The organism is Methylobacterium sp. GC_Met_2, assembly GCF_026540795.1.
GTDB lineage: Bacteria > Pseudomonadota > Alphaproteobacteria > Rhizobiales > Beijerinckiaceae > Methylobacterium.
The window spans coordinates 37,385-54,364 of sequence record NZ_JALNUM010000029.1; the positions used below are offsets into that span (position 1 = coordinate 37,385).

Genomic DNA, 16,980 nt, shown 5'->3' on the forward strand with positions numbered 1-16,980 from the left:
CGTTCCGAGCTGCCGCCCGCCCTGATGAAAGAGCTGACCGTCCATGTCCGCTGATGCCGATCAGAAGGCCGTGTCCGTGGACAAGGCGAGGTTCGGTATCACCGGCCTCGACGACGTGATCGGGGGTGGCCTCGCGCGGAACCGCCTGTACCTGCTGGAGGGCAACCCCGGCACCGGCAAGACCACGATCGCTTTGGGGTTTCTGCTGGAGGGTGCCCGTCGGGGCGAGCGCGGCCTGTACATCAGCCTGTCCGAGACGACCGACGAGCTGCACGAGACCGCCCACTCGCACGGCTGGAGCTTGCCCGACGCGGTCACGATCTATGAGCTGATCCCGCCCGAGAGCCTGCTCGATGCCGAGCAGCAGCAGACCCTGCTGTACGCCTCGGATCTCGAACTCGGCGAGGCGACACGGGCAGTCTTCGAGCAGGTCGATGCGGTGAAGCCCGCCCGCGTCGTGCTCGACAGCCTGTCCGAGATCCGCCTGCTCGCCGGTAGCTCGTTGCGTTACCGACGGCAGATCCTGGCGCTGAAGCACTACTTCGCCAAACAAAACACGACCATGCTGCTGCTCGACGACCTCACCGCGGATGCACTGGACAAAACCGTGCACAGCGTCGCCCACGCGGTGATCCGCCTGGAGGAGCTGGCGCCCGATTACGGCGCCGAGCGCCGGCGGCTTCGGGTGATGAAGTACCGCGGGCAACGCTTCCGCGGCGGCTACCACGATTTCAACATCGCCACCGGCGGCGTGGAGGTTTTTCCGCGCCTCATCGCCCTGGAGCACAAGACCACGTTCGCCCGCGATACGGTGCGCAGCGGCATCCCCGAACTCGACGCCCTCCTTGGCGGCGGCGTCGAGACCGGGTCGAGCACCCTGCTGCTCGGGCCGGCCGGCGCGGGTAAATCCCTGCTCACGGTCCAGTACGTCGCCGCCGCGGCCGCACGGGGCGAGAAGGCGGCGATGTTCGTGTTCGACGAGGAACTCGGGCTTTTGCTGGAGCGCACCAAGGCGATGGGCTTCGATCTCGCCGGCCTGCGTGACCAGGGTCTGCTGACGATCGAGCAGGTCGACGCCGCCGAGCTGTCGCCGGGCGAGTTTGCCCACCTCGTGCGTCGGCAGGTCGACGAAGCGCAGGCCAAGACCGTGGTGATCGATAGCCTCAACGGCTACCGGGCTGCGATGCTCGGCGAGGGCGTGCCGATCCTGCACGTCCACGAGTTGCTGCAGTACCTCAACCGCCAGGGTGCCACGACCTTCCTGACGGTCGCCCAGCACGGGCTGGTCGGCGATATGAAGAGCCCGGTCGACATCACCTACCTCGCCGACACCGTCGTGCTGTTGCGCTACTTCGAGGCCGTCGGGACGGTTCGCCGCGCGATCTCGGTGGTGAAGAAGCGCACCGGCGCGCACGAGGACACGATCCGCGAGTACCGCATCACCAGCACCGGCCTGCAGGTCGGCGAGCCGCTGCAGGGTTTTCAAGGTGTCCTGCGCGGCACGCCGGAGTTGATCCAGCGCGATGGTGACACGGAGCTGCACGGCAGCGACCTGTCGTGACGCCGCCGCACGAGGCATCATCCGAGCACATTCTCATCCTGGCACCGCACGGACGTGACGCTAAACTGGCCCAGGCGCTGCTCGAAGGGGCTGGCCTCACCGCGGTGATCGTCCCCGGCCTACCCGAACTGGTGCACGCGCTCGGCGAGACCGCCGGGGCGGTGCTGATCACCGAGGAGGCGGTCCGGACCGCCGACCTCACCGGGCTCGACCATTGGATCTCCGGGCAGCCGGCATGGTCGGACATGCCGTTCATCATGCTCACCCGTCAGGGTGGTGTGGACCGGAACCCGACCGCGACCCGGTTGTCGCGCATCCTCGGCAACGTCAGCTTCCTGGAGCGGCCGTTCCATCCGACGACACTGATCAGCGTCGCAGCGACCGCCCTGCGCGGCCGGAGGCGCCAGTACGAGGCACGGGGGCGGCTCGACGAGCTGCACACGCGCGAAACGCAGTTGCGCGAGCTGAACGCGACGCTGGAGAGCCGGATCGCCGAGGCGGTTGACGAGCGCGCGATCGCCGAAGAGGCCCTGCGGCAGTCCCAGAAGATGGAAGCCGTCGGCCAGCTCACCGGCGGCGTGGCGCACGATTTCAACAACCTGCTCACCATCATCCGCTCGTCGGTGGACTTCCTGCGTCGTCCGGATCTCGCCGAGGATCGGCGCCGACGCTACATGGACGCGGTTTCCGACACCGTGGATCGCGCGGCCAAGCTCACCGGTCAGCTCCTCGCCTTCGCCCGGCGGCAGGCGCTCAAGCCCGAGACCTTCGAGGTCGGTGACTGCCTACGCGGCGTCGCCGATATGCTCGACACCATCACCGGGTCCCGCATCCACGTCGCCGTCGATCTGCCCGAAGGCACGTGCTTCATCCACTGCGACCGTAGCCAGTTCGAGACGGCGCTGGTGAACATGGCCGTCAATGCCCGCGACGCGATGGATGGCGAGGGGTCCCTGACGCTGCGGTTGGCTTGCGACGCGCCGATGCCGGGGATCCGCGGCCATGCCGGCTCGCGCAGTCACTTCACCGCGGTGTCGCTTACCGACACCGGTATGGGCATCCCGGCGGAGCAGATCGACCGGATCTTCGAGCCGTTCTTCACGACCAAGGAGGTCGGAAAGGGAACCGGGCTGGGCCTGTCCCAGGTGTTCGGGTTCGCCAAGCAATCCGGCGGCGACATCGACGTGGTGAGTGCGTTGGGGACAGGCACCACCTTCACGCTGTACCTGCCCCAGGTCGCCGCGCCGGCCCAGCCGACCCGCGAGCCGCAGATCCTCGACGCCTCGATCGATGGGGCGGGCCGACGCATCCTGGTGGTCGAGGACAACGTCGAGGTTGGCCGCTTTGCCACCCAGATCCTGCACGATCTCGGCTACGCGACCGAATGGGCGGCCAACGCCGAGGCGGCGCTGGACCGTCTTGGGGCAGACGGCGACGGGTTCGATGCCGTGTTCTCGGATGTGGTGATGCCCGGCATGGGCGGGATCGCGTTGGCGGAGGTGCTGCGCAGCCGCCTGCCGCACCTGCCGGTCGTGCTCACCTCCGGGTACAGCCACGTTCTGGCCGAGGAGGGCAGCCATGGCTTCGAGTTGCTGCACAAGCCCTACTCGGCGGAGCAGCTCTGTCGCGTGCTGCGCCGGATCGGCAGTCAGCCCGACGCAAAATCGCCAGCAACCCGTAACCGACCCGCCCAGCCTCGCCGCTGGTGATGCCGGCATCCGCCGAGCGCCGCCTCCTCCGAGGCCGCCGACCTCGCACCGTAAGCAACGCGCCGTCTGAGACCCGTCGTAGGCGGACGTGAAGACGACGTCTGCGATCATGCTTCGCGGTCCATCAGCGGACCGGCAGCAAACCGCCCAAAGCCGCCTCCAGACCAGAACTGATGGCGCGGGACCTCGACCAGACGCCGGGGCCTGCGTGCGGCATTGCTGAAGCGCCCAGGTTTACGATCGCCGGCCCGGCCCCGGCGATCGGCCTGTCACCCGCTCGGACCTACCCGAACGCCCCCACCTCGTGCTGGATCATGCCTGAGATCTCCCGCACCTGATCGAACATCCGGCGGATCGGCTGGAACAGGTTGGCGTGCTCGGCCTCATAGGTGCCGACATCCCGCGGGCCCGCCGGTTCGCCGAAGTTCAGACCCAGCGTCGGATCCGGCGTGACCGGGAAGATCTCGTCGAGGAGCTTCAGGCAGCCGTCGATGTCGAGGCGCAGGAAGCGCTCCAGCAGCTGCTCGCGGGAGATGCCCGCCTGCGGCCGGAAGCCCGGGATGTGGACCGCGAGGAACCAGATCCGGTGGATCAGCGCCAGCCGCAGGGCGTGGAGCAGTGTCAGCCGCGCCGACATGACGGGCAGGTCCGGTGCCGCCGCCGTCAGGTCCAGCCAGTCGCGGGTCAGGCGCCCGAACAGGCTGCGCAGCGCGGAGGCGAGATCGAGCCGTTCCAGGGCGCCCGCGATCACCACCAGCTCGTCCCGGCGGAAATCCTTCTGTGTGCGCCGCGCCCGCTCCAGCCACACGGCCGGGTCGAGGGTGTCGATATAAGCGCGCATCACGTCGAGATCGCCCACCGAGGCGGCGTGCTGCACGAGCCGGAAGGCCCGGGAGAAGCGCACCGAGTCGCGGCGCAGGTCGCGGAACAGGTCGGGTCCACGCTGGGCGGCCCGGCCGATCCCGTGGAGGGCGTTCGCCAGGAAGCCGAGCTGGTGCAGGATCGCGTTGTTGGGAATCGCCCGCATCTGGCGTGGGTGGGTGATGCGGGCCGGGCCGCCATTGTCGCTCTGGCGCGCCACCGGACGCGAGCCGGTGCGGTCGATCAGGCTCGGGCCGAAGGTGCCGAGCAGCGCCGCGTAGCCCGGATCGTCCACCAGCGCCTCCATGTCCTGGCGGGCCGCGGTGAAGAATTCGAGGGCGAAGTCGGGCTCGGAATAGATCGGGTCGTCCTTCGCGTCCGCCCCCGCATCCTCGTCGCCGAGGGCGTAATCCGCGAAGGAATCGTCCTCCGCGATGTCGAGGGCGTAGACGTGCTCGGCGATGCGCGCGACGCTGGCCTCGGCCAGAGCCTCAGTCCCGAAGAGCAGGTAGCCGTCGGTACCCTGGAAGCTCGATTCGAGCCGGACCTTGATGCCGGCCTTGCGGGCGCGATCCCGGGCATCCTCGGGTGCGAGATAGGCGAGGCGGTCGCGCAGGGAGGTCGGATGGGCGCCGCGCCCGATCGATTCGCCGTGCGTGTCGAAGATCGCGAGCTCGATATCGGCGAGGCCGTTCTGAACCAGCATCTCGGTGATGCGCAGGCGCAGCCGCTCGATCCAGAAGGTGGCGGCGAGCTGGCCGACGTAGCGCCCCGAATCCGAGTACCCGAACTGCACGGTCAGCCGGCCGATGCGCTTGAGATACTGGCGCCAGTGCGGATTGCGCAGCGCATCGTCGAGCACCCGGATGCCCTGCTCCAGGGCGCTCGCCGTCTCGAACAGCGGCGTGATCTCGAGCTTGTCGGCGATGCCGTAGTGGCGCGCGAGCCACAGGGCGGCGAGCAGCGTGTAGCCGGTCTCGGTCTCGGCGATGAGGAAGCGCACCGGATGGGTGCCGTCGACGTGCTTCAGGATCTGCGCGATCGTCATCATCAGCCGGGCGGCCGAGGCCCGCTCGGCGGCGAGCGCGCCGAAATCCACCGCCACCGGCCGCACATCGTTCAGGAGCGCGTGGATGGTCGCGAGGTGCGAGCGGCGGCGGGCCGCGTCGGCGGGCTCGCCTTCGAGGTCGATCACCCGGCGCACCGCGTTGTGGATCTGGCTGGCGTTGAGCCGGAAGTGCGGCAGGGCGTTCGAGAGCCCGTGCGTCGCGACGCCGGCGCGCAGGATGGCGATCCGGCGCTTGTCGGCCGCGTCGTCGGCGGTCTCCAGCGCCGCCGTGAGGCCCGCCACCAGGGCGCCCGCATCGGTCTGGGCGCGCTCGCGCTCGATGATCAACGCCAAAGCGAAGCGGTGCACGGATTCGAGGGAGGGCTTTTCGCCGAGCCGCGGCGCCACCGCGAGCTGGCGGTTCACCGCCGCCAGCGCGTCCTCGGCGAGCGCCCGAACCGTGCGGCAGCCGGCGGTCCCGGGGAGCTCGCGCATGACCCGGTCGAACTGCATGCGCTTCGAGATCAGCCGGTAGCGCAGGGTGTCCCACCAGCCGATATCGGTGCGCCCGTCGGTGTCGCAGCCGACCCAACTCGCGATCGCGAACGGGCGGGGCGTCAGCTCGGTCCAGCGCTCCGGCCAGCGGGCGCGGGCGGCGTCGAGGAGGGCGCCGTTGAAGGCGTCGAGCGCCAGACGCCCGTTATTGGCCGCCGCGCAGGCCTGCTCGAACTCCACATCCAAAGTGATGGGCGCGTCGGGCCGGGTGGAGAGGGCGGCGGCACGCTCGATCAGCGCGGCACCGGCGGCCGCGTCGGGCAGGCTGGCGGCCTCGGCGAGAAGGTTCGCCACGACCCGCGGCATGCCGAAGGTCGGGTGCGCCGTGAACACAACCGCGAAAGCGGTGCGATGGATGAAGGCCGCGAAGCGGTCGAAGCCGTCGTGACCGTCAGCCGCCGCCGTCACCAGGCGGGCCGGGACCGCGGCCGCCGGGTCGACGGGCCCGGTCGCGAGCCCGACATAGCTGCGCAGCCGCGCCGCTCGCGCCGTCAGGGATTCCGCGCGCAGCCGGGCGAACAGGGGGCCGAGATCGTCCGCCGAGATCTCGCCCCGGTCGAACCGACGGGTGATCGCCAGGGTCACGGCCAGGACGGGATTGCGGAACGGATCCTCCCGCGCTTGGTCCCGGGCGGCCTCGATCAGTCCGAGGAGGTGATCCTCAAGATCCTCGGGCTTGCGGCTCGGCTCGTGCTGCATCGATCGGTTCCGGCTCCGGTCAGTCCGCATTGACCCGGTGCGATCGGCCACGCAAGGAGCGTTCCGCGTAGCCCGGGCTGGCGGCGGCCGAGTGACCGGGTTAGAGCTGCCGGCCTCATGGAGCGCCTGATCATCATCCTGGCGATACTGATCTTCGTCGCCGCCATCGTAGCCGTCGCCGCGATGGCGGCCCGGGGCCGGCGCGAACCCCTGCGCATGCACTCCGAGCTTGATTCGGAGGATGAAGACCTGTTCCTCGGCGCGGTCGGCCCGCGCAGCACTCCGATCGATCGGACGGCGCAGGTCCTCGATCAGAGGCTGCCCGATCCGCACGTGCTCGATTTGGAGGCGTTCGAATTGGAACCGATCAGAGCCCTGACCAGACCAGGGCGCGCCCAACCGGCCCGGCGCGATTCTCCGGAATCCAGCCGATGACGTCGCCGACCCGTAGGGGCACCGCCCTGTTGCTTGCCGTGTCGCTTCCCCTGTCGATCGGACCTGCGGCTTGGGCCGCGCCGGCGCAGCAAGTCCCGGCTGCGCCTGCTCAGGCGCCGACGATCCAGGTGCCGCCCGTTCAAGCGCCTGCGGCCCCGGCCTCGAACGAACCGACACCGTCGCCCGGCCTCCCGCCCGGGCAGCCCTGCGGGGCCAGCGCGGCGCGTTTCGAGAACGGCAAGGCCTTCAAGATGGTGGTCGCCCGGGCCGGGCAGGTCCAGACCACCAACCCGTTGAGGCCGCTGACGCCCGAGGTGAACGAGGTGCTGCTGGTCGTGATCGCCGGGAAGGTCGCCACCGCGTATGGCCCGGATTTTACGGCGTTGCGGCGGGGGAGCGCCCCGGCGGCGATCGAGGCGATGCTGGGTGGTCCGATCAAGTGGCAGCCGACCCTGCCGAACCTGCCCGATTCGATGACGATCGTCAGCGAGGAGGGTGCCCCTTTGGCGCAGCTCACGTTCCGCGCCTGTGAGACGCCGCCCGCCGTGAAGGCTCCGCCGAAGGCAGAGGCCCGGAAGAAGGCCCCCGCGAAGCGCGCGCCGCCCAAAGCGGCGGCCGAGAAGACGCCCCCGGGCTTTTCCATGCCCCAGGGGGCAATCGCCGAGTAAAGCGTTCTTCGCCGAAGTCGTTACCGGTTCGGCGTCAGAGCGCGCGTCACATCAAAGGCTCGGCGCCGTGCGCGATTGCTACGCGATCGGGCACGGCCGGAGCTGGCTACTTCTGCTTGGCGATGACCTTGTCCTTGATGCCGTCATAGACGTTCTTCGGGACGATCTTCTTCGTGACGAGATCGTCCTTGCCCCGATAGGGACGGCCCTTGATGATCGCGGCCGCGCGGGCCGCGCCAATGCCGGGCAGGGCATCGAGTTCCTCGGTGCTGGCACTGTTGAGGTCGATCAAGGCCGTCTTCGCGGCGTTCGGCGAGCCGGCGACCGGAGCGCTCGGCGCCGTGGGCCGGGCAGGGACGGTCGGAGCCGCCGTGGCGGGCGCCTGCGGAGCGGGGGTCTGGGCCAGGACGGGTCCGGCCACGAGGCTCGAGAGGAGGGCGAGCAGTGCGAGGGTCTTGGTGGAGGAAGCCATGGCGTTCTCCCGAAAAGTCACGGCCCGCTGCGCGGCACCGGCAGCGCAGATCTGCGCCGTCGCATTTGAACCCGCGCTTAACGGTTGTGTCCCGCATCCCGGTTCGGAAGTCCGGTCGGGATAACGGCCTTTTGATCCGCATCGTCGTTTTCCGGGAACCGGACACCACCTTTCGGGACGATGCTCTAGCCACGGGCTGACGCCCCAGCTATAAGCGCGCCCTCATCCGTATCCCGCGGTGCGCGTGGCGATCCTCGATTGGGGAGCCGCCCGGGCGCCGCTTTGTCCGCGGCGTCACGAAGGATCACACATGGCCGTCCCGAAGCGAAAGACCTCTCCCTCCCGCCGCGGCATGCGCCGCTCGGCCGACGCCCTCAAGGCGCCGACCTATGTCGAGGACAAGGATTCGGGCGAGCTGCGCCGTCCGCACCACATCGACCTGAAGACCGGCATGTACCGCGGCCGTCAGGTTCTCAAGGTGAAGTCCGCCGAGGCTTGAGATCTCTCGCGGCGCCTCAGGCGAGGCGCCGCGCGGCCTCCGCGTAACACGCCGCAGCTACCCGGGTCCGTTCCAGGCGCGACGGACGTAGCGTCGGGTCATCGGCCGTCAGCAGCTGCGTGATGAAGCCGGCACGGGACTGACCCAGGGCCGCGCGCTCCGCCGGCACGGCCCGCTCACGCCCCTCCGGGCGTCCCCCATCGATGACGACGAGCGAGCGTCCGACCGGGCGCGCGGTCTCAGCCCTGACACCCTCCGTGGCGCCGGGCGCTGCCCGCACAGCCCTGACCTGTGCCGGGCCGAGACGATTGCCTGTTTCGACTCGCACCATCGCGACACGCTCCGCACGTTTCCATGCCGGTGTCGCAAGGGTGATACCGATATTAAGAGTTCGTCAACTTCTATTCGGCCGCGCCGGGCGAGCGATTATTTCTTCGCCAACGCCTCCAGGCGCTGCTGCATCTCCAGCATCTGCCGCTTCAGGTCGTCGAGCTCGCCGCCACCGTAGGGCGCAGGAGCGGTCGACGGAGCCGGCTGTGCCCCGCCGGGTGGTGCGAAGCCCGTGAACATCTTCATGGCGTCGCCGAAGAAGTTCATATTGGTGCGAACCGACTGCTCGATCGCGTTCTGGAACGCGGCCGGGCCGAAGCTGTGCGCGAATTTTTCGCGCAGCCCGTCCTGGTCCTTGGCGAAATTCGCCATGGAGAATTCCAGGAAGCTCGGTACCATGGTGCGCATGCTGTCGCCATAGAAGCGGATCAGCTGGCGCAGGAACGCCACCGGCAGCAGGTTCTCGGCGCCGGCCTTGTTCTCCTGCTCGAAGATGATCTGCGTGAGCACGGAGCGGGTGATGTCGTCGCCGGTGCGGGCGTCATACACGATGAAGTCTTCGCCGTTCTGGACCATCGTGGAGAGGTCCTCCAGCGTCACGTAGGTCGAGGTGCCGGTGTGGTAGAGGCGCCGGTTCGCATACTTTTTGATGACGGTCTGTGTGGCCTTGACGGTATCCGCCATCGGGAACGGCCTTTCTCGACTTGCGACCTCGGGACTTGAGGGTCCGCGCGATGCGGCCCTGCGGGATCATCTTCGCGCCCGCAGCACGATCCTTAAAGCCTTCCCCCGGCGCAGAAAACAGCAAACTGCATCTGTTCAACGCAGAATAATGCAGGCCTCGCCGCGGCCAAGCGACATTTCAGTCTCGCGGACGCGACATCGGCATCATTTCAAGGTCCGATGCGCAATCTTGACTTCGCCGATGTCACGCCCTTCATCCCAGTGCCAGCACAGAGCGCGCCCCGGAAGGCGCGCCGGCTCGCGAGAGGAGAACGCAACATGGCAGCCAGCGAAGAGATCGTCATCGTCGGGGCGGCGCGCACGCCCGTCGGCTCGTTCGGCGGCGCCTTCGGGGCAGTGCCGGCTCACGAGCTCGGTGCGACCGCAATCAAGGCCGCCCTCGAGCGCGCCAAGGTTTCGCCCGATGAGGTCGACGAGGTGATCTTCGGTCAGGTGCTCACCGCCGGCGCCGGCCAGAACCCGGCGCGCCAAGCCGCCATCAAGGCCGGCATCCCCGAAGCGGCAACCGCCTGGGGCCTCAATCAGGTTTGCGGATCGGGCCTGCGCACGGTCGCTATCGGCATGCAGCAGATCGCCAACGGCGATGCCAAGATCATCGTGGCCGGTGGCCAGGAATCGATGTCGCTCTCGCCCCACGCGCAGTACCTGCGGGCCGGCCAGAAGATGGGCGACGTGAAGCTCATCGACACCATGATCAAGGACGGCCTCTGGGACGCCTTCAACGGCTACCACATGGGCCAGACCGCCGAGAACGTCGCCCAGGCCTTCCAGCTCACCCGCGAGCAGCAGGACCAGTTCGCGACCCGCTCGCAGAACAAGGCCGAGGCGGCCCGCAAGGAAGGCCGCTTCAAGGACGAGATCGTCCCCGTGACCGTGCCGGGCCGGAAGGGCGACACGATCGTCGATGCCGACGAGTACATCCGCGAGGGGGCCACCGTGGAGGCGATGGCCAAGCTGAAGCCCGCCTTCTCCAAGGAGGGTACGGTGACGGCCGCCAACGCGTCCGGCCTCAACGACGGCGCGGCGGCCCTCGTGCTGATGTCGGCCTCGGAGGCCGAGCGCCGCGGCCTCACCCCGCTCGCCCGGATCAAGTCCTGGGCGACGGCGGGCGTCGATCCGAAGGTGATGGGCACCGGCCCGATCCCGGCCTCCCGCAAGGCCCTGGAGAAGGCCGGCTGGAAGCCGTCCGACCTCGACCTGATCGAGGCCAACGAGGCTTTCGCGGCCCAGGCGCTCGCGGTGAACAAGGACATGGGCTGGGACGACGCGAAGGTGAACGTCAATGGCGGCGCCATCGCCATCGGCCACCCGATCGGTGCCTCGGGAGCCCGCGTCCTCGTCACGCTGCTGCACGAGATGAAGCGGCGCGACGCCAAGAAGGGCCTCGCCACCCTGTGCATCGGCGGCGGCATGGGCGTGGCGATGTGCGTCGAGCGGACCTGATCGCTCTGTAACGGCGGTTTCTCGACAACTAAGACTTAAAGCCAAGATCACAAAAATTCGCGTGCGGACGCCATCCGCACGCGGCATCACGAGATGCGAACAGGAGGAAACAAGAATGACTCAAGGACGCGTCGCCCTCGTCACAGGCGGCACCCGCGGTATCGGCGCGGCGATCTCGAAGCGGCTGAAGGACAAAGGCTACAAGGTCGCCGCCAATTACGCCGGCAACGACGAAGCCGCCAACGCCTTCAAAGCCGAGACCGGTATCCCGGTCTTCAAGTTCGACGTGGGTGATCTCGCAAGCTGCGAGGCCGGGATCAAGGCGATCGAGGCCGAGGTCGGCCCGATCGACATCCTCGTCAACAACGCCGGCATCACCCGGGACGGCGCCTTCCACAAGATGACCTTCGAGAAGTGGCAGCAGGTCATCAAGACCAACCTCGACTCGATGTTCACCTGCACGCGCCCGCTGATCGAGGGCATGCGCAGCCGCAACTTCGGCCGCATCATCATCATCTCGTCGATCAACGGTCAGAAGGGCCAGGCTGGCCAGGCCAACTACTCGGCTGCCAAGGCCGGCGTGATCGGCTTCGCCAAGGCGCTCGCGCAGGAAAGCGCGTCCAAGGGCATCACCGTCAACGTGGTGGCGCCGGGCTATATCGCCACCGAGATGGTGATGGCTGTGGCGGAGGAGATCCGCAACAAGATCATCTCCACGATCCCCACCGGCCGTCTCGGCGAGGCCGACGAGATCGCGCATGCGGTCGAGTATCTGGCGAGCGACGAGGCCGGCTTCGTGAACGGCTCGACGCTGACCATCAACGGCGGTCAGCACTTCGTCTGATCGTACCCGGGCGCGCCGCTTCACGCCGGCGCGCCCGCTTCCGGCGAAGCTTCGCCAGGCTATGCGCGACGGCCGGCCCCAAAAGGCGCCGAAGCCCGTTCGCTTCGTATCCGTCCCCCGCCTTCCGGCCAAAGCCCCCTCGAATGGGCTGACCGTGTGCGTTCGCCTGCGGTTGCGATGCGCATGTCGTCATGTCTGAACTTGGGCTCGTCGGTATATCTCGTGTGTTTATGCTACCAGTATAGTATCTATCGGCGCAACAACCCTAAGAGCCGCTTATCTGTTCGGTAAAAATTTATATAAACTGGTAACGCGCCAGCTTCCGTGATTACCGTTGCGTCTCGGTCTCACAGTCATCTGCATATCAGGCGGATGCGCAGGGCGGGTTGTCCGGGAACAGATTGTTCACGTGCTCTGGGGCACGAACAAACCGGACGCGCCGGTATAGGTCTCGTTCCATCGCGCCGCGGATGTCCGCGCCGATAGTAAAACGGGGCCGCGTGGGTGATGACGCAACGATTTTACGGTAAATTCTCCGTTCAGTCTGTTTTCGAGAACGAAGTTACGTCTGTGCAGTGCGGCGGTGAAACGGGCGGCCGGCACGCTTGGCGGCTCCCGACCGCCGCAAAGATCGCGCTGGCCGCCGCCTGCACCCTGGGGCTCGCCGCCTGCGTCACGCCGCAGGAGCGGCACGCGATGGATCAGAACCAATGCTTCGGCTTCGGCTTCGAGCCCGGCACCGACGCGTTCGCGGAGTGCATGATGGGCCTCCATCAGGACCGCGCGGCCGCGGAGGCCGCCACCAACCGGTACTGGCAGGCCCAGCGCGCCGAGCAAAGCCGACGCCGCGAGGCCCAGCGTGACCTCTACAAGGCGATGAGTCTCCAGCGGACCGGCGACACGCGCTTTCCCGTCTGTGGCGCATCGTATGACGGCGGCATGGATCACCGGACCATGACTTGGTACGGCCCCAACTGCCGCGCCCGCTGATCCGGATCGAGGGAGGTTGCCATGTCTGACGTGACGCCGCGCGGCCCGGCCAACCCGAGCCGGATCATCTTCGTGACGACGGCCCTGATCGGCGTCGCGGTCGGCTTCGGCACCGGCGACATACACTGGTTCACGCTGGCCGTCATCGGCTCGGTTGCCGTGCTCTGCACGGTCTACAGCCTGATCCGGCGCCGGCTCGGCTGGACGCCGCTGAACGTCGATTACCTCGCCGATCTCATGCGGGTGATCAACCCACACTGAAGCGGCCACCGACCCCCGCGGCGGGGGTCCCAGAAGACCGGGCCGCGCTCGAATCCACATGTCCCGCCCGATTGCCCCGCTTCGGAGGCCACCATGACGCTCGCCCTGATCATCGCCGGCATCCTCGTCGTCAACGTCCTGATGGCCGGCTTTTTCTCCCTGGTGGCCCTGTGGGCCGACTGAGCCGCACTGACGGCGTGCCGACGCAGTCGGCCGAGACAGTCGTCGTGGGCAGTCCGGAGAAGACGTCCGTGACGCCGACCTGCCCGCACGGCAGTCGGAGGATGGCGCCGTCCCCGGTCACGACCGGCTCGAGCGATCGATGATCGTAGCCGCCATCCTTCAGCGGGCGGGAGCGCTGCAGGCGCCACGCGATCAGGCCGAGCCGAGCGCGCACGGCCCGCGCGGGTACAGGTCCTGGGCGGTGATAGCGACGTGGCCCGCTCGCCGACTCAGAGCCCCGCATGGTAGCGGCCGGTCATGAGTGGATCCGTGCCGATAACGTCCCGCCCAATGAGCCGCTCCGCCGCGACCCTGGCGGGCTTCGGCGCGATCGCGCTCTGGTCGCTCCTCGCCTTGTTTACGGCGGCGTTGGGCGCCGTGCCCCCGTTCCAGCTCGCCGCCATCACGTTTCTGCTCGGCGGCCTGTGCGGCTGTGCCGTCTGGATCGCGCGTCCGGCCCGCGCCCGCGCGCTGCTCCAACCCTGGCCGGTCTGGCTGCTCGGGGTCGGGGGATTGTTCGGTTATCACGCCCTCTACTTCAGCGCCCTGCGCCTCGCGCCGCCGGCCGAGGCCGGACTGATCAACTATCTCTGGCCGCTGCTGATCGTGCTGTTCTCCGCCCGCCTGCCGGGATCCGAGGGGCTGCGTCCGGGCCACCTCGCCGGTGCGCTCCTGGGTCTCGCCGGCGTTGCGGCCCTGTTCGCCGGACGGGGCGATCTCGACTTCCCCGCCGGGGCGCTGCCCGGCTACGCGGCCTCCTTCGCGGCAGCCTTCGTATGGGCCGGCTATTCGGTTCTCTCGGCAAGGGTTGGACAGGTGCCGACCGATGCGGTTGCGGGCTTCTGCCTCGCGACGGCCGCGCTCAGCCTCGTTTGCCACCTCGTCTTCGAGACGACGATCTGGCCGGCCGACGCGATCCAGTGGGGCACGGTGCTGCTGCTCGGGCTGGGACCGGTCGGGGCCGCCTTCTATCTCTGGGATATCGGCTGCAAGCGCGGCGACGTCCGGCTGCTCGGCGTCACGGCCTACGCGGCGCCGGTTCTCTCGACGCTGGTCCTTGTGGTCACGGGCTATGCCAGCCCGGGGCCAGCCCTGGCGCTCGCCTGCCTGCTGATCGTGGCCGGCGCGCTGACGGCGGTGCGGGCTTCCCGGGCTACGCCGAAACAGACCTAACCCCGCGGCGTCGGCCGCCAATCCGGCGGCGCCATCTCGAATCCCGAAAACTCGAAGCCCGGCGAGACCGTGCAGCCCACCAGCGTCCAGGCGCCGAGGCTGGTGGCGGTCTGCCAATGGCCCGCCGGGACCACGCATTGCGGGCGCTGGCCGGCGGCGAGGTCCGGCCCGAGATGCCGAGCCTCGGCATCGTGCCCGTTCGGGCTCGTGGTGATCACCAGCGGCGCCCCGGCGTGCCAGTGCCAGATCTCGGCGGCGTCGACCCGGTGCCAGGCCGAGACCTCGCCGACATCGAGCAGGAAATAGATCGCCGTGCCGACCGAGCGTCCATTGACGGTGTGCGGATCGCGAAAGGTCTCGCGGTAGTGGCCGCCCTCCGGGTGCGGCTTCAGCCCCAGGGTCGCGATCACCTCCGCCGCCGTCATGCCCGTCTCCTCGTCGCTTACTTGCTGACACTTGGCACCGATGCTACCGGCCGGAAACCCGCAAGGTCCGAGATTGATGCCGAGCCCGACCGTACGCCTCCACCGCGGTGACCTGCCCGCCGATTACGATGCGGGCCGGGCGGTCGCCATCGACACCGAGACGCTGGGGCTCAATCCCCATCGCGACCGGCTCTGCGTGGTGCAGATCTCCACTGGAGACGGCACCGCCGACGTGGTGCAGATCCCGCAGAGCGGCCCGGAGCCCGTGGTGCTCAAGCGCGTTCTGGCGGATCCGGGTGTGCTGAAGATCTTCCACTTCGCGCGGTTCGACGTCGCCGCGCTCTACAAGGCCCTCGGGGTGATGCCGCAGCCGGTCTACTGCACCAAGATCGCCTCGAAGCTCGCCCGCACCTATACCGACCGCCACGGGCTCAAGGACGTGGTGCGCGAACTCGTGGGCGTCGACCTGTCGAAGCAGCAGCAATCCTCGGATTGGGGCGCCGAGACTCTGTCACAGGCGCAGCTCGATTACGCGGCCTCGGACGTGCTCCACCTTCACACGGCCCGCGACCGGCTCGACGCGATGCTAGCTCGGGAAGGCCGGACCGACCTCGCCGCCGCCTGTTTCGCCTTCCTGCCGACCCGCGCCCGCCTCGACCTCGACGGCTGGCCCGAGGTGGATATCTTTTCGCATAGCTGAGGCTACGGAGTCGGGCTGCTGGCCCGTCAGGTCAGCGTGCTGGAGCCGGACGGCGTCGTGATCCGGGCGGTCCAGCGTGGGCCGTCGCCCTGTACGATTTCCGGAGGCTCCGCCAGCCCGAGCGCAGTATGAAGCTGTCGCGCGGCGTCTGGATCCGGATGCGTAAGGACAAGCGCATCGAGCCGGGCTCCGAGATCCGGCATCGTCCGGGCTGGGCTGCCGCGCGGTCCCCAATCCAGCACGTACGGCGCTGCGCCGTCCGCCGGCCAGGCCCCGTCCGGGCGGACGCCGAAGCGCCACGAAAGGCCGCCACGGGTCATCGTGGCAGCCTGCCCGAGAAGGTTCGGATCAGCGGCGAGCACGCCGTCGAGATCGTCCGTGCGGGCGACAAAGCCGCGCAGCCGTCGGCCTGATTCCCAGTCCGCCCGCACGCGTGCCGGGTCGCTCAGTCCGAACCAGCGGGCGTGGGGTGGGGCAGGCGCTTCGGGATCGACGGCGATCACCTCCAGGAACATCGCTTCGCCGAGGCGTAGCAGGTGATTGCGGGTGCCCATCTCGCGGTGGCGGCCGCCCTCGGGCATGGTAAGGCCGAGGCAGTCGCGAATATGCGCGACACCTTCCGCAAGATCTGGCGCGACGACGACGAGGTGGTCGAGGTAAGCATCACAGCGGAAGGATGGGGCGATGACATTTGGCTCGATCGACATCTTAGTATGCCCCTAATTCTGAAGCGTCATCGGGCCAGGTCATCATTTTGGCGCGGGCTAACTATTGAAATAAGATTAAATTCGGTCTCGTGCCATTTTTAAAAGCTGACGTAGAACATAGCTGTCGCGAAACACCGTGTCTGCGGAAGATGACCACCAGATAGCCTGCAATTCTTGGTCGTCTATATCATCCCGAGTTATGGCATCAAGATATGAACGTAGTCGTGCTCGTTGTTGTGGATCCGAAAATGGGGATAAAACACTATCAATTAATTCTTCTTAATTTTCAACATCTTCCAATATGCCAGAGTAAAACTGGAGTGAAAATTTTTTGAATTCAGGCGGTTTTTGCATATCAGTCTCCTTCAGTTCGCGGATATGCTGTCCGGACGCGAAATCCGCGCGACGAACTCGGGTCGTGTCTCAAATAAACGCCAACACCGTAGGTATCTCGCACATACACAACGCCATCATTATTGCTGTATGCCTCTCTACCTGTCTTATAACTGAACTGCTTTTTAATAAAAACGCCTTCGCTCGATCCAGACGCAACAAGATCAACCTCTGATTTATTCTCATCAATGGTGGCGTTGACAAGCGAGTTATACCAACCCTCATTGATCAGAACCCATGG

The 16,980-nt window shown here is 67.6% G+C and carries 18 protein-coding genes; 11 read left to right on the forward strand and 7 right to left on the reverse strand.

The features are described 5' to 3' along the window. Positions 1 to 43: 43 nt before the first annotated feature. Together OXS49_RS12645 and OXS49_RS12650 are read left to right on the forward strand one after the other, a co-directional pair. Positions 44 to 1,561 (forward strand): ATPase domain-containing protein, encoded by a 1,518-nt coding sequence (locus OXS49_RS12645; RefSeq protein WP_267424507.1) that lies wholly within the window; start codon positions 44 to 46, stop codon positions 1,559 to 1,561. Further along, entirely contained in the window at positions 1,558 to 3,270 is a 1,713-nt protein-coding gene (locus OXS49_RS12650; protein ID WP_267424508.1) for an ATP-binding protein, read from the forward strand. The genes OXS49_RS12645 and OXS49_RS12650 overlap by 4 nt, the downstream gene beginning before the upstream one ends. 283 nt (positions 3,271 to 3,553) lie before the next feature. Here OXS49_RS12650 and OXS49_RS12655 read toward each other — a convergent pair whose 3' ends face one another. Then, positions 3,554 to 6,433, reverse strand: a complete 2,880-nt coding sequence (locus tag OXS49_RS12655; RefSeq protein WP_267424509.1) for a phosphoenolpyruvate carboxylase — start codon at positions 6,431 to 6,433, stop codon at positions 3,554 to 3,556. Between the two features lie 117 nt (positions 6,434 to 6,550). Here OXS49_RS12655 and OXS49_RS12660 point away from each other — a divergent pair, with 117 nt between their 5' ends. Both OXS49_RS12660 and OXS49_RS12665 read left to right on the forward strand, forming a co-directional pair. After that, a complete protein-coding gene (locus OXS49_RS12660) occupies positions 6,551 to 6,868 on the forward strand; it encodes a hypothetical protein (RefSeq protein ID WP_267424510.1) in 318 nt (105 codons plus the stop codon). After that, on the forward strand, positions 6,865 to 7,536 hold the full coding sequence (locus tag OXS49_RS12665) for a hypothetical protein (protein WP_244007192.1): 672 nt from the start codon (positions 6,865 to 6,867) through the stop codon (positions 7,534 to 7,536). Before OXS49_RS12660 ends, OXS49_RS12665 begins: the two co-directional genes overlap by 4 nt. Before the next feature lie 106 nt (positions 7,537 to 7,642). Here the strand turns inward: OXS49_RS12665 and OXS49_RS12670 are convergent, their stop codons facing one another. After that, entirely contained in the window at positions 7,643 to 8,008 is a 366-nt protein-coding gene (locus OXS49_RS12670; RefSeq protein ID WP_244007195.1) for a helix-hairpin-helix domain-containing protein, read from the reverse strand. 310 nt (positions 8,009 to 8,318) lie between these two features. Between OXS49_RS12670 and rpmF the strand changes: the two genes are divergently transcribed. After that, positions 8,319 to 8,507, forward strand: a complete 189-nt coding sequence (gene rpmF, locus OXS49_RS12675) for a 50S ribosomal protein L32 (RefSeq protein WP_003601373.1) — start codon at positions 8,319 to 8,321, stop codon at positions 8,505 to 8,507. 16 nt (positions 8,508 to 8,523) lie between these two features. Here rpmF and OXS49_RS12680 read toward each other — a convergent pair whose 3' ends face one another. Continuing rightward, on the reverse strand, positions 8,524 to 8,838 hold the full coding sequence (locus OXS49_RS12680) for a hypothetical protein (RefSeq protein ID WP_267424587.1): 315 nt from the start codon (positions 8,836 to 8,838) through the stop codon (positions 8,524 to 8,526). Positions 8,839 to 8,933: 95 nt separating this feature from the next. Further along, positions 8,934 to 9,521 (reverse strand): polyhydroxyalkanoate synthesis repressor PhaR, encoded by a 588-nt coding sequence (gene phaR / locus OXS49_RS12685; RefSeq protein ID WP_244007200.1) that lies wholly within the window; start codon positions 9,519 to 9,521, stop codon positions 8,934 to 8,936. A 318-nt stretch (positions 9,522 to 9,839) separates the two neighbouring features. Between phaR and OXS49_RS12690 the strand changes: the two genes are divergently transcribed. The 5 genes from OXS49_RS12690 to OXS49_RS12710 all read left to right on the forward strand — a co-directional run bounded on the left by OXS49_RS12690 (position 9,840) and on the right by OXS49_RS12710 (position 14,514). After that, on the forward strand, positions 9,840 to 11,024 hold the full coding sequence (locus tag OXS49_RS12690) for an acetyl-CoA C-acetyltransferase (RefSeq protein ID WP_244007202.1): 1,185 nt from the start codon (positions 9,840 to 9,842) through the stop codon (positions 11,022 to 11,024). Between the two features lie 115 nt (positions 11,025 to 11,139). Beyond that, complete coding sequence (gene phbB / locus OXS49_RS12695) at positions 11,140 to 11,868, forward strand: acetoacetyl-CoA reductase (RefSeq protein WP_244007204.1); 729 nt, start codon at positions 11,140 to 11,142, stop codon at positions 11,866 to 11,868. Between the two features lie 570 nt (positions 11,869 to 12,438). Next, the gene (locus OXS49_RS12700) at positions 12,439 to 12,858 is read left to right on the forward strand and encodes a hypothetical protein (protein ID WP_244007206.1); all 420 of its coding nucleotides are present in this window, start codon (positions 12,439 to 12,441) and stop codon (positions 12,856 to 12,858) included. 21 nt (positions 12,859 to 12,879) lie between these two features. Further along, complete coding sequence (locus tag OXS49_RS12705; RefSeq protein ID WP_267424588.1) at positions 12,880 to 13,119, forward strand: hypothetical protein; 240 nt, start codon at positions 12,880 to 12,882, stop codon at positions 13,117 to 13,119. A gap of 513 nt (positions 13,120 to 13,632) precedes the next feature. Further along, positions 13,633 to 14,514 carry an EamA family transporter gene (locus OXS49_RS12710; RefSeq protein ID WP_267424589.1) on the forward strand — a complete coding sequence of 294 codons (882 nt, stop codon included), beginning with the start codon at positions 13,633 to 13,635 and terminating at the stop codon, positions 14,512 to 14,514. On the opposite strand, the gene OXS49_RS12715 is transcribed toward OXS49_RS12710, so the two are convergent. Further along, positions 14,511 to 14,939 (reverse strand): cupin domain-containing protein, encoded by a 429-nt coding sequence (locus tag OXS49_RS12715; RefSeq protein ID WP_244007212.1) that lies wholly within the window; start codon positions 14,937 to 14,939, stop codon positions 14,511 to 14,513. The genes OXS49_RS12710 and OXS49_RS12715 overlap by 4 nt on opposite strands. A 76-nt stretch (positions 14,940 to 15,015) precedes the next feature. On the opposite strand from OXS49_RS12715, the gene OXS49_RS12720 reads away from it, so the two are divergent. Beyond that, positions 15,016 to 15,639 carry a ribonuclease D gene (locus OXS49_RS12720; RefSeq protein WP_267424590.1) on the forward strand — a complete coding sequence of 208 codons (624 nt, stop codon included), beginning with the start codon at positions 15,016 to 15,018 and terminating at the stop codon, positions 15,637 to 15,639. A 26-nt stretch (positions 15,640 to 15,665) separates the two neighbouring features. Here OXS49_RS12720 and OXS49_RS12725 read toward each other — a convergent pair whose 3' ends face one another. Beyond that, on the reverse strand, positions 15,666 to 16,346 hold the full coding sequence (locus OXS49_RS12725; RefSeq protein ID WP_267424591.1) for a VOC family protein: 681 nt from the start codon (positions 16,344 to 16,346) through the stop codon (positions 15,666 to 15,668). Between the two features lie 355 nt (positions 16,347 to 16,701). After that, a partial coding sequence (locus OXS49_RS12730; protein ID WP_346016944.1) for a hypothetical protein occupies positions 16,702 to 16,980 on the reverse strand: 279 nt, incomplete at its 5' end.

Bases quoted from the DNA above. Each gene is read 5' to 3' on its own strand.
- OXS49_RS12645 (WP_267424507.1), top strand. From the start codon at position 44: ATGTCCGCTGATGCCGATCAGAAGGCCGTGTCCGTGGACAAGGCGAGG.
- OXS49_RS12655 (WP_267424509.1), bottom strand. From the start codon at position 6,433: ATGCAGCACGAGCCGAGCCGCAAGCCCGAGGATCTTGAGGATCACCTC.
- OXS49_RS12660 (WP_267424510.1), top strand. From the start codon at position 6,551: ATGGAGCGCCTGATCATCATCCTGGCGATACTGATCTTCGTCGCCGCC.
- OXS49_RS12665 (WP_244007192.1), top strand. From the start codon at position 6,865: ATGACGTCGCCGACCCGTAGGGGCACCGCCCTGTTGCTTGCCGTGTCG.
- OXS49_RS12670 (WP_244007195.1), bottom strand. From the start codon at position 8,008: ATGGCTTCCTCCACCAAGACCCTCGCACTGCTCGCCCTCCTCTCGAGC.
- rpmF (WP_003601373.1), top strand. From the start codon at position 8,319: ATGGCCGTCCCGAAGCGAAAGACCTCTCCCTCCCGCCGCGGCATGCGC.
- OXS49_RS12680 (WP_267424587.1), bottom strand. From the start codon at position 8,838: ATGGTGCGAGTCGAAACAGGCAATCGTCTCGGCCCGGCACAGGTCAGG.
- phaR (WP_244007200.1), bottom strand. From the start codon at position 9,521: ATGGCGGATACCGTCAAGGCCACACAGACCGTCATCAAAAAGTATGCG.
- OXS49_RS12690 (WP_244007202.1), top strand. From the start codon at position 9,840: ATGGCAGCCAGCGAAGAGATCGTCATCGTCGGGGCGGCGCGCACGCCC.
- phbB (WP_244007204.1), top strand. From the start codon at position 11,140: ATGACTCAAGGACGCGTCGCCCTCGTCACAGGCGGCACCCGCGGTATC.
- OXS49_RS12705 (WP_267424588.1), top strand. From the start codon at position 12,880: ATGTCTGACGTGACGCCGCGCGGCCCGGCCAACCCGAGCCGGATCATC.
- OXS49_RS12710 (WP_267424589.1), top strand. From the start codon at position 13,633: ATGAGCCGCTCCGCCGCGACCCTGGCGGGCTTCGGCGCGATCGCGCTC.
- OXS49_RS12715 (WP_244007212.1), bottom strand. From the start codon at position 14,939: ATGACGGCGGCGGAGGTGATCGCGACCCTGGGGCTGAAGCCGCACCCG.
- OXS49_RS12720 (WP_267424590.1), top strand. From the start codon at position 15,016: ATGCCGAGCCCGACCGTACGCCTCCACCGCGGTGACCTGCCCGCCGAT.
- OXS49_RS12725 (WP_267424591.1), bottom strand. From the start codon at position 16,346: ATGTCGATCGAGCCAAATGTCATCGCCCCATCCTTCCGCTGTGATGCT.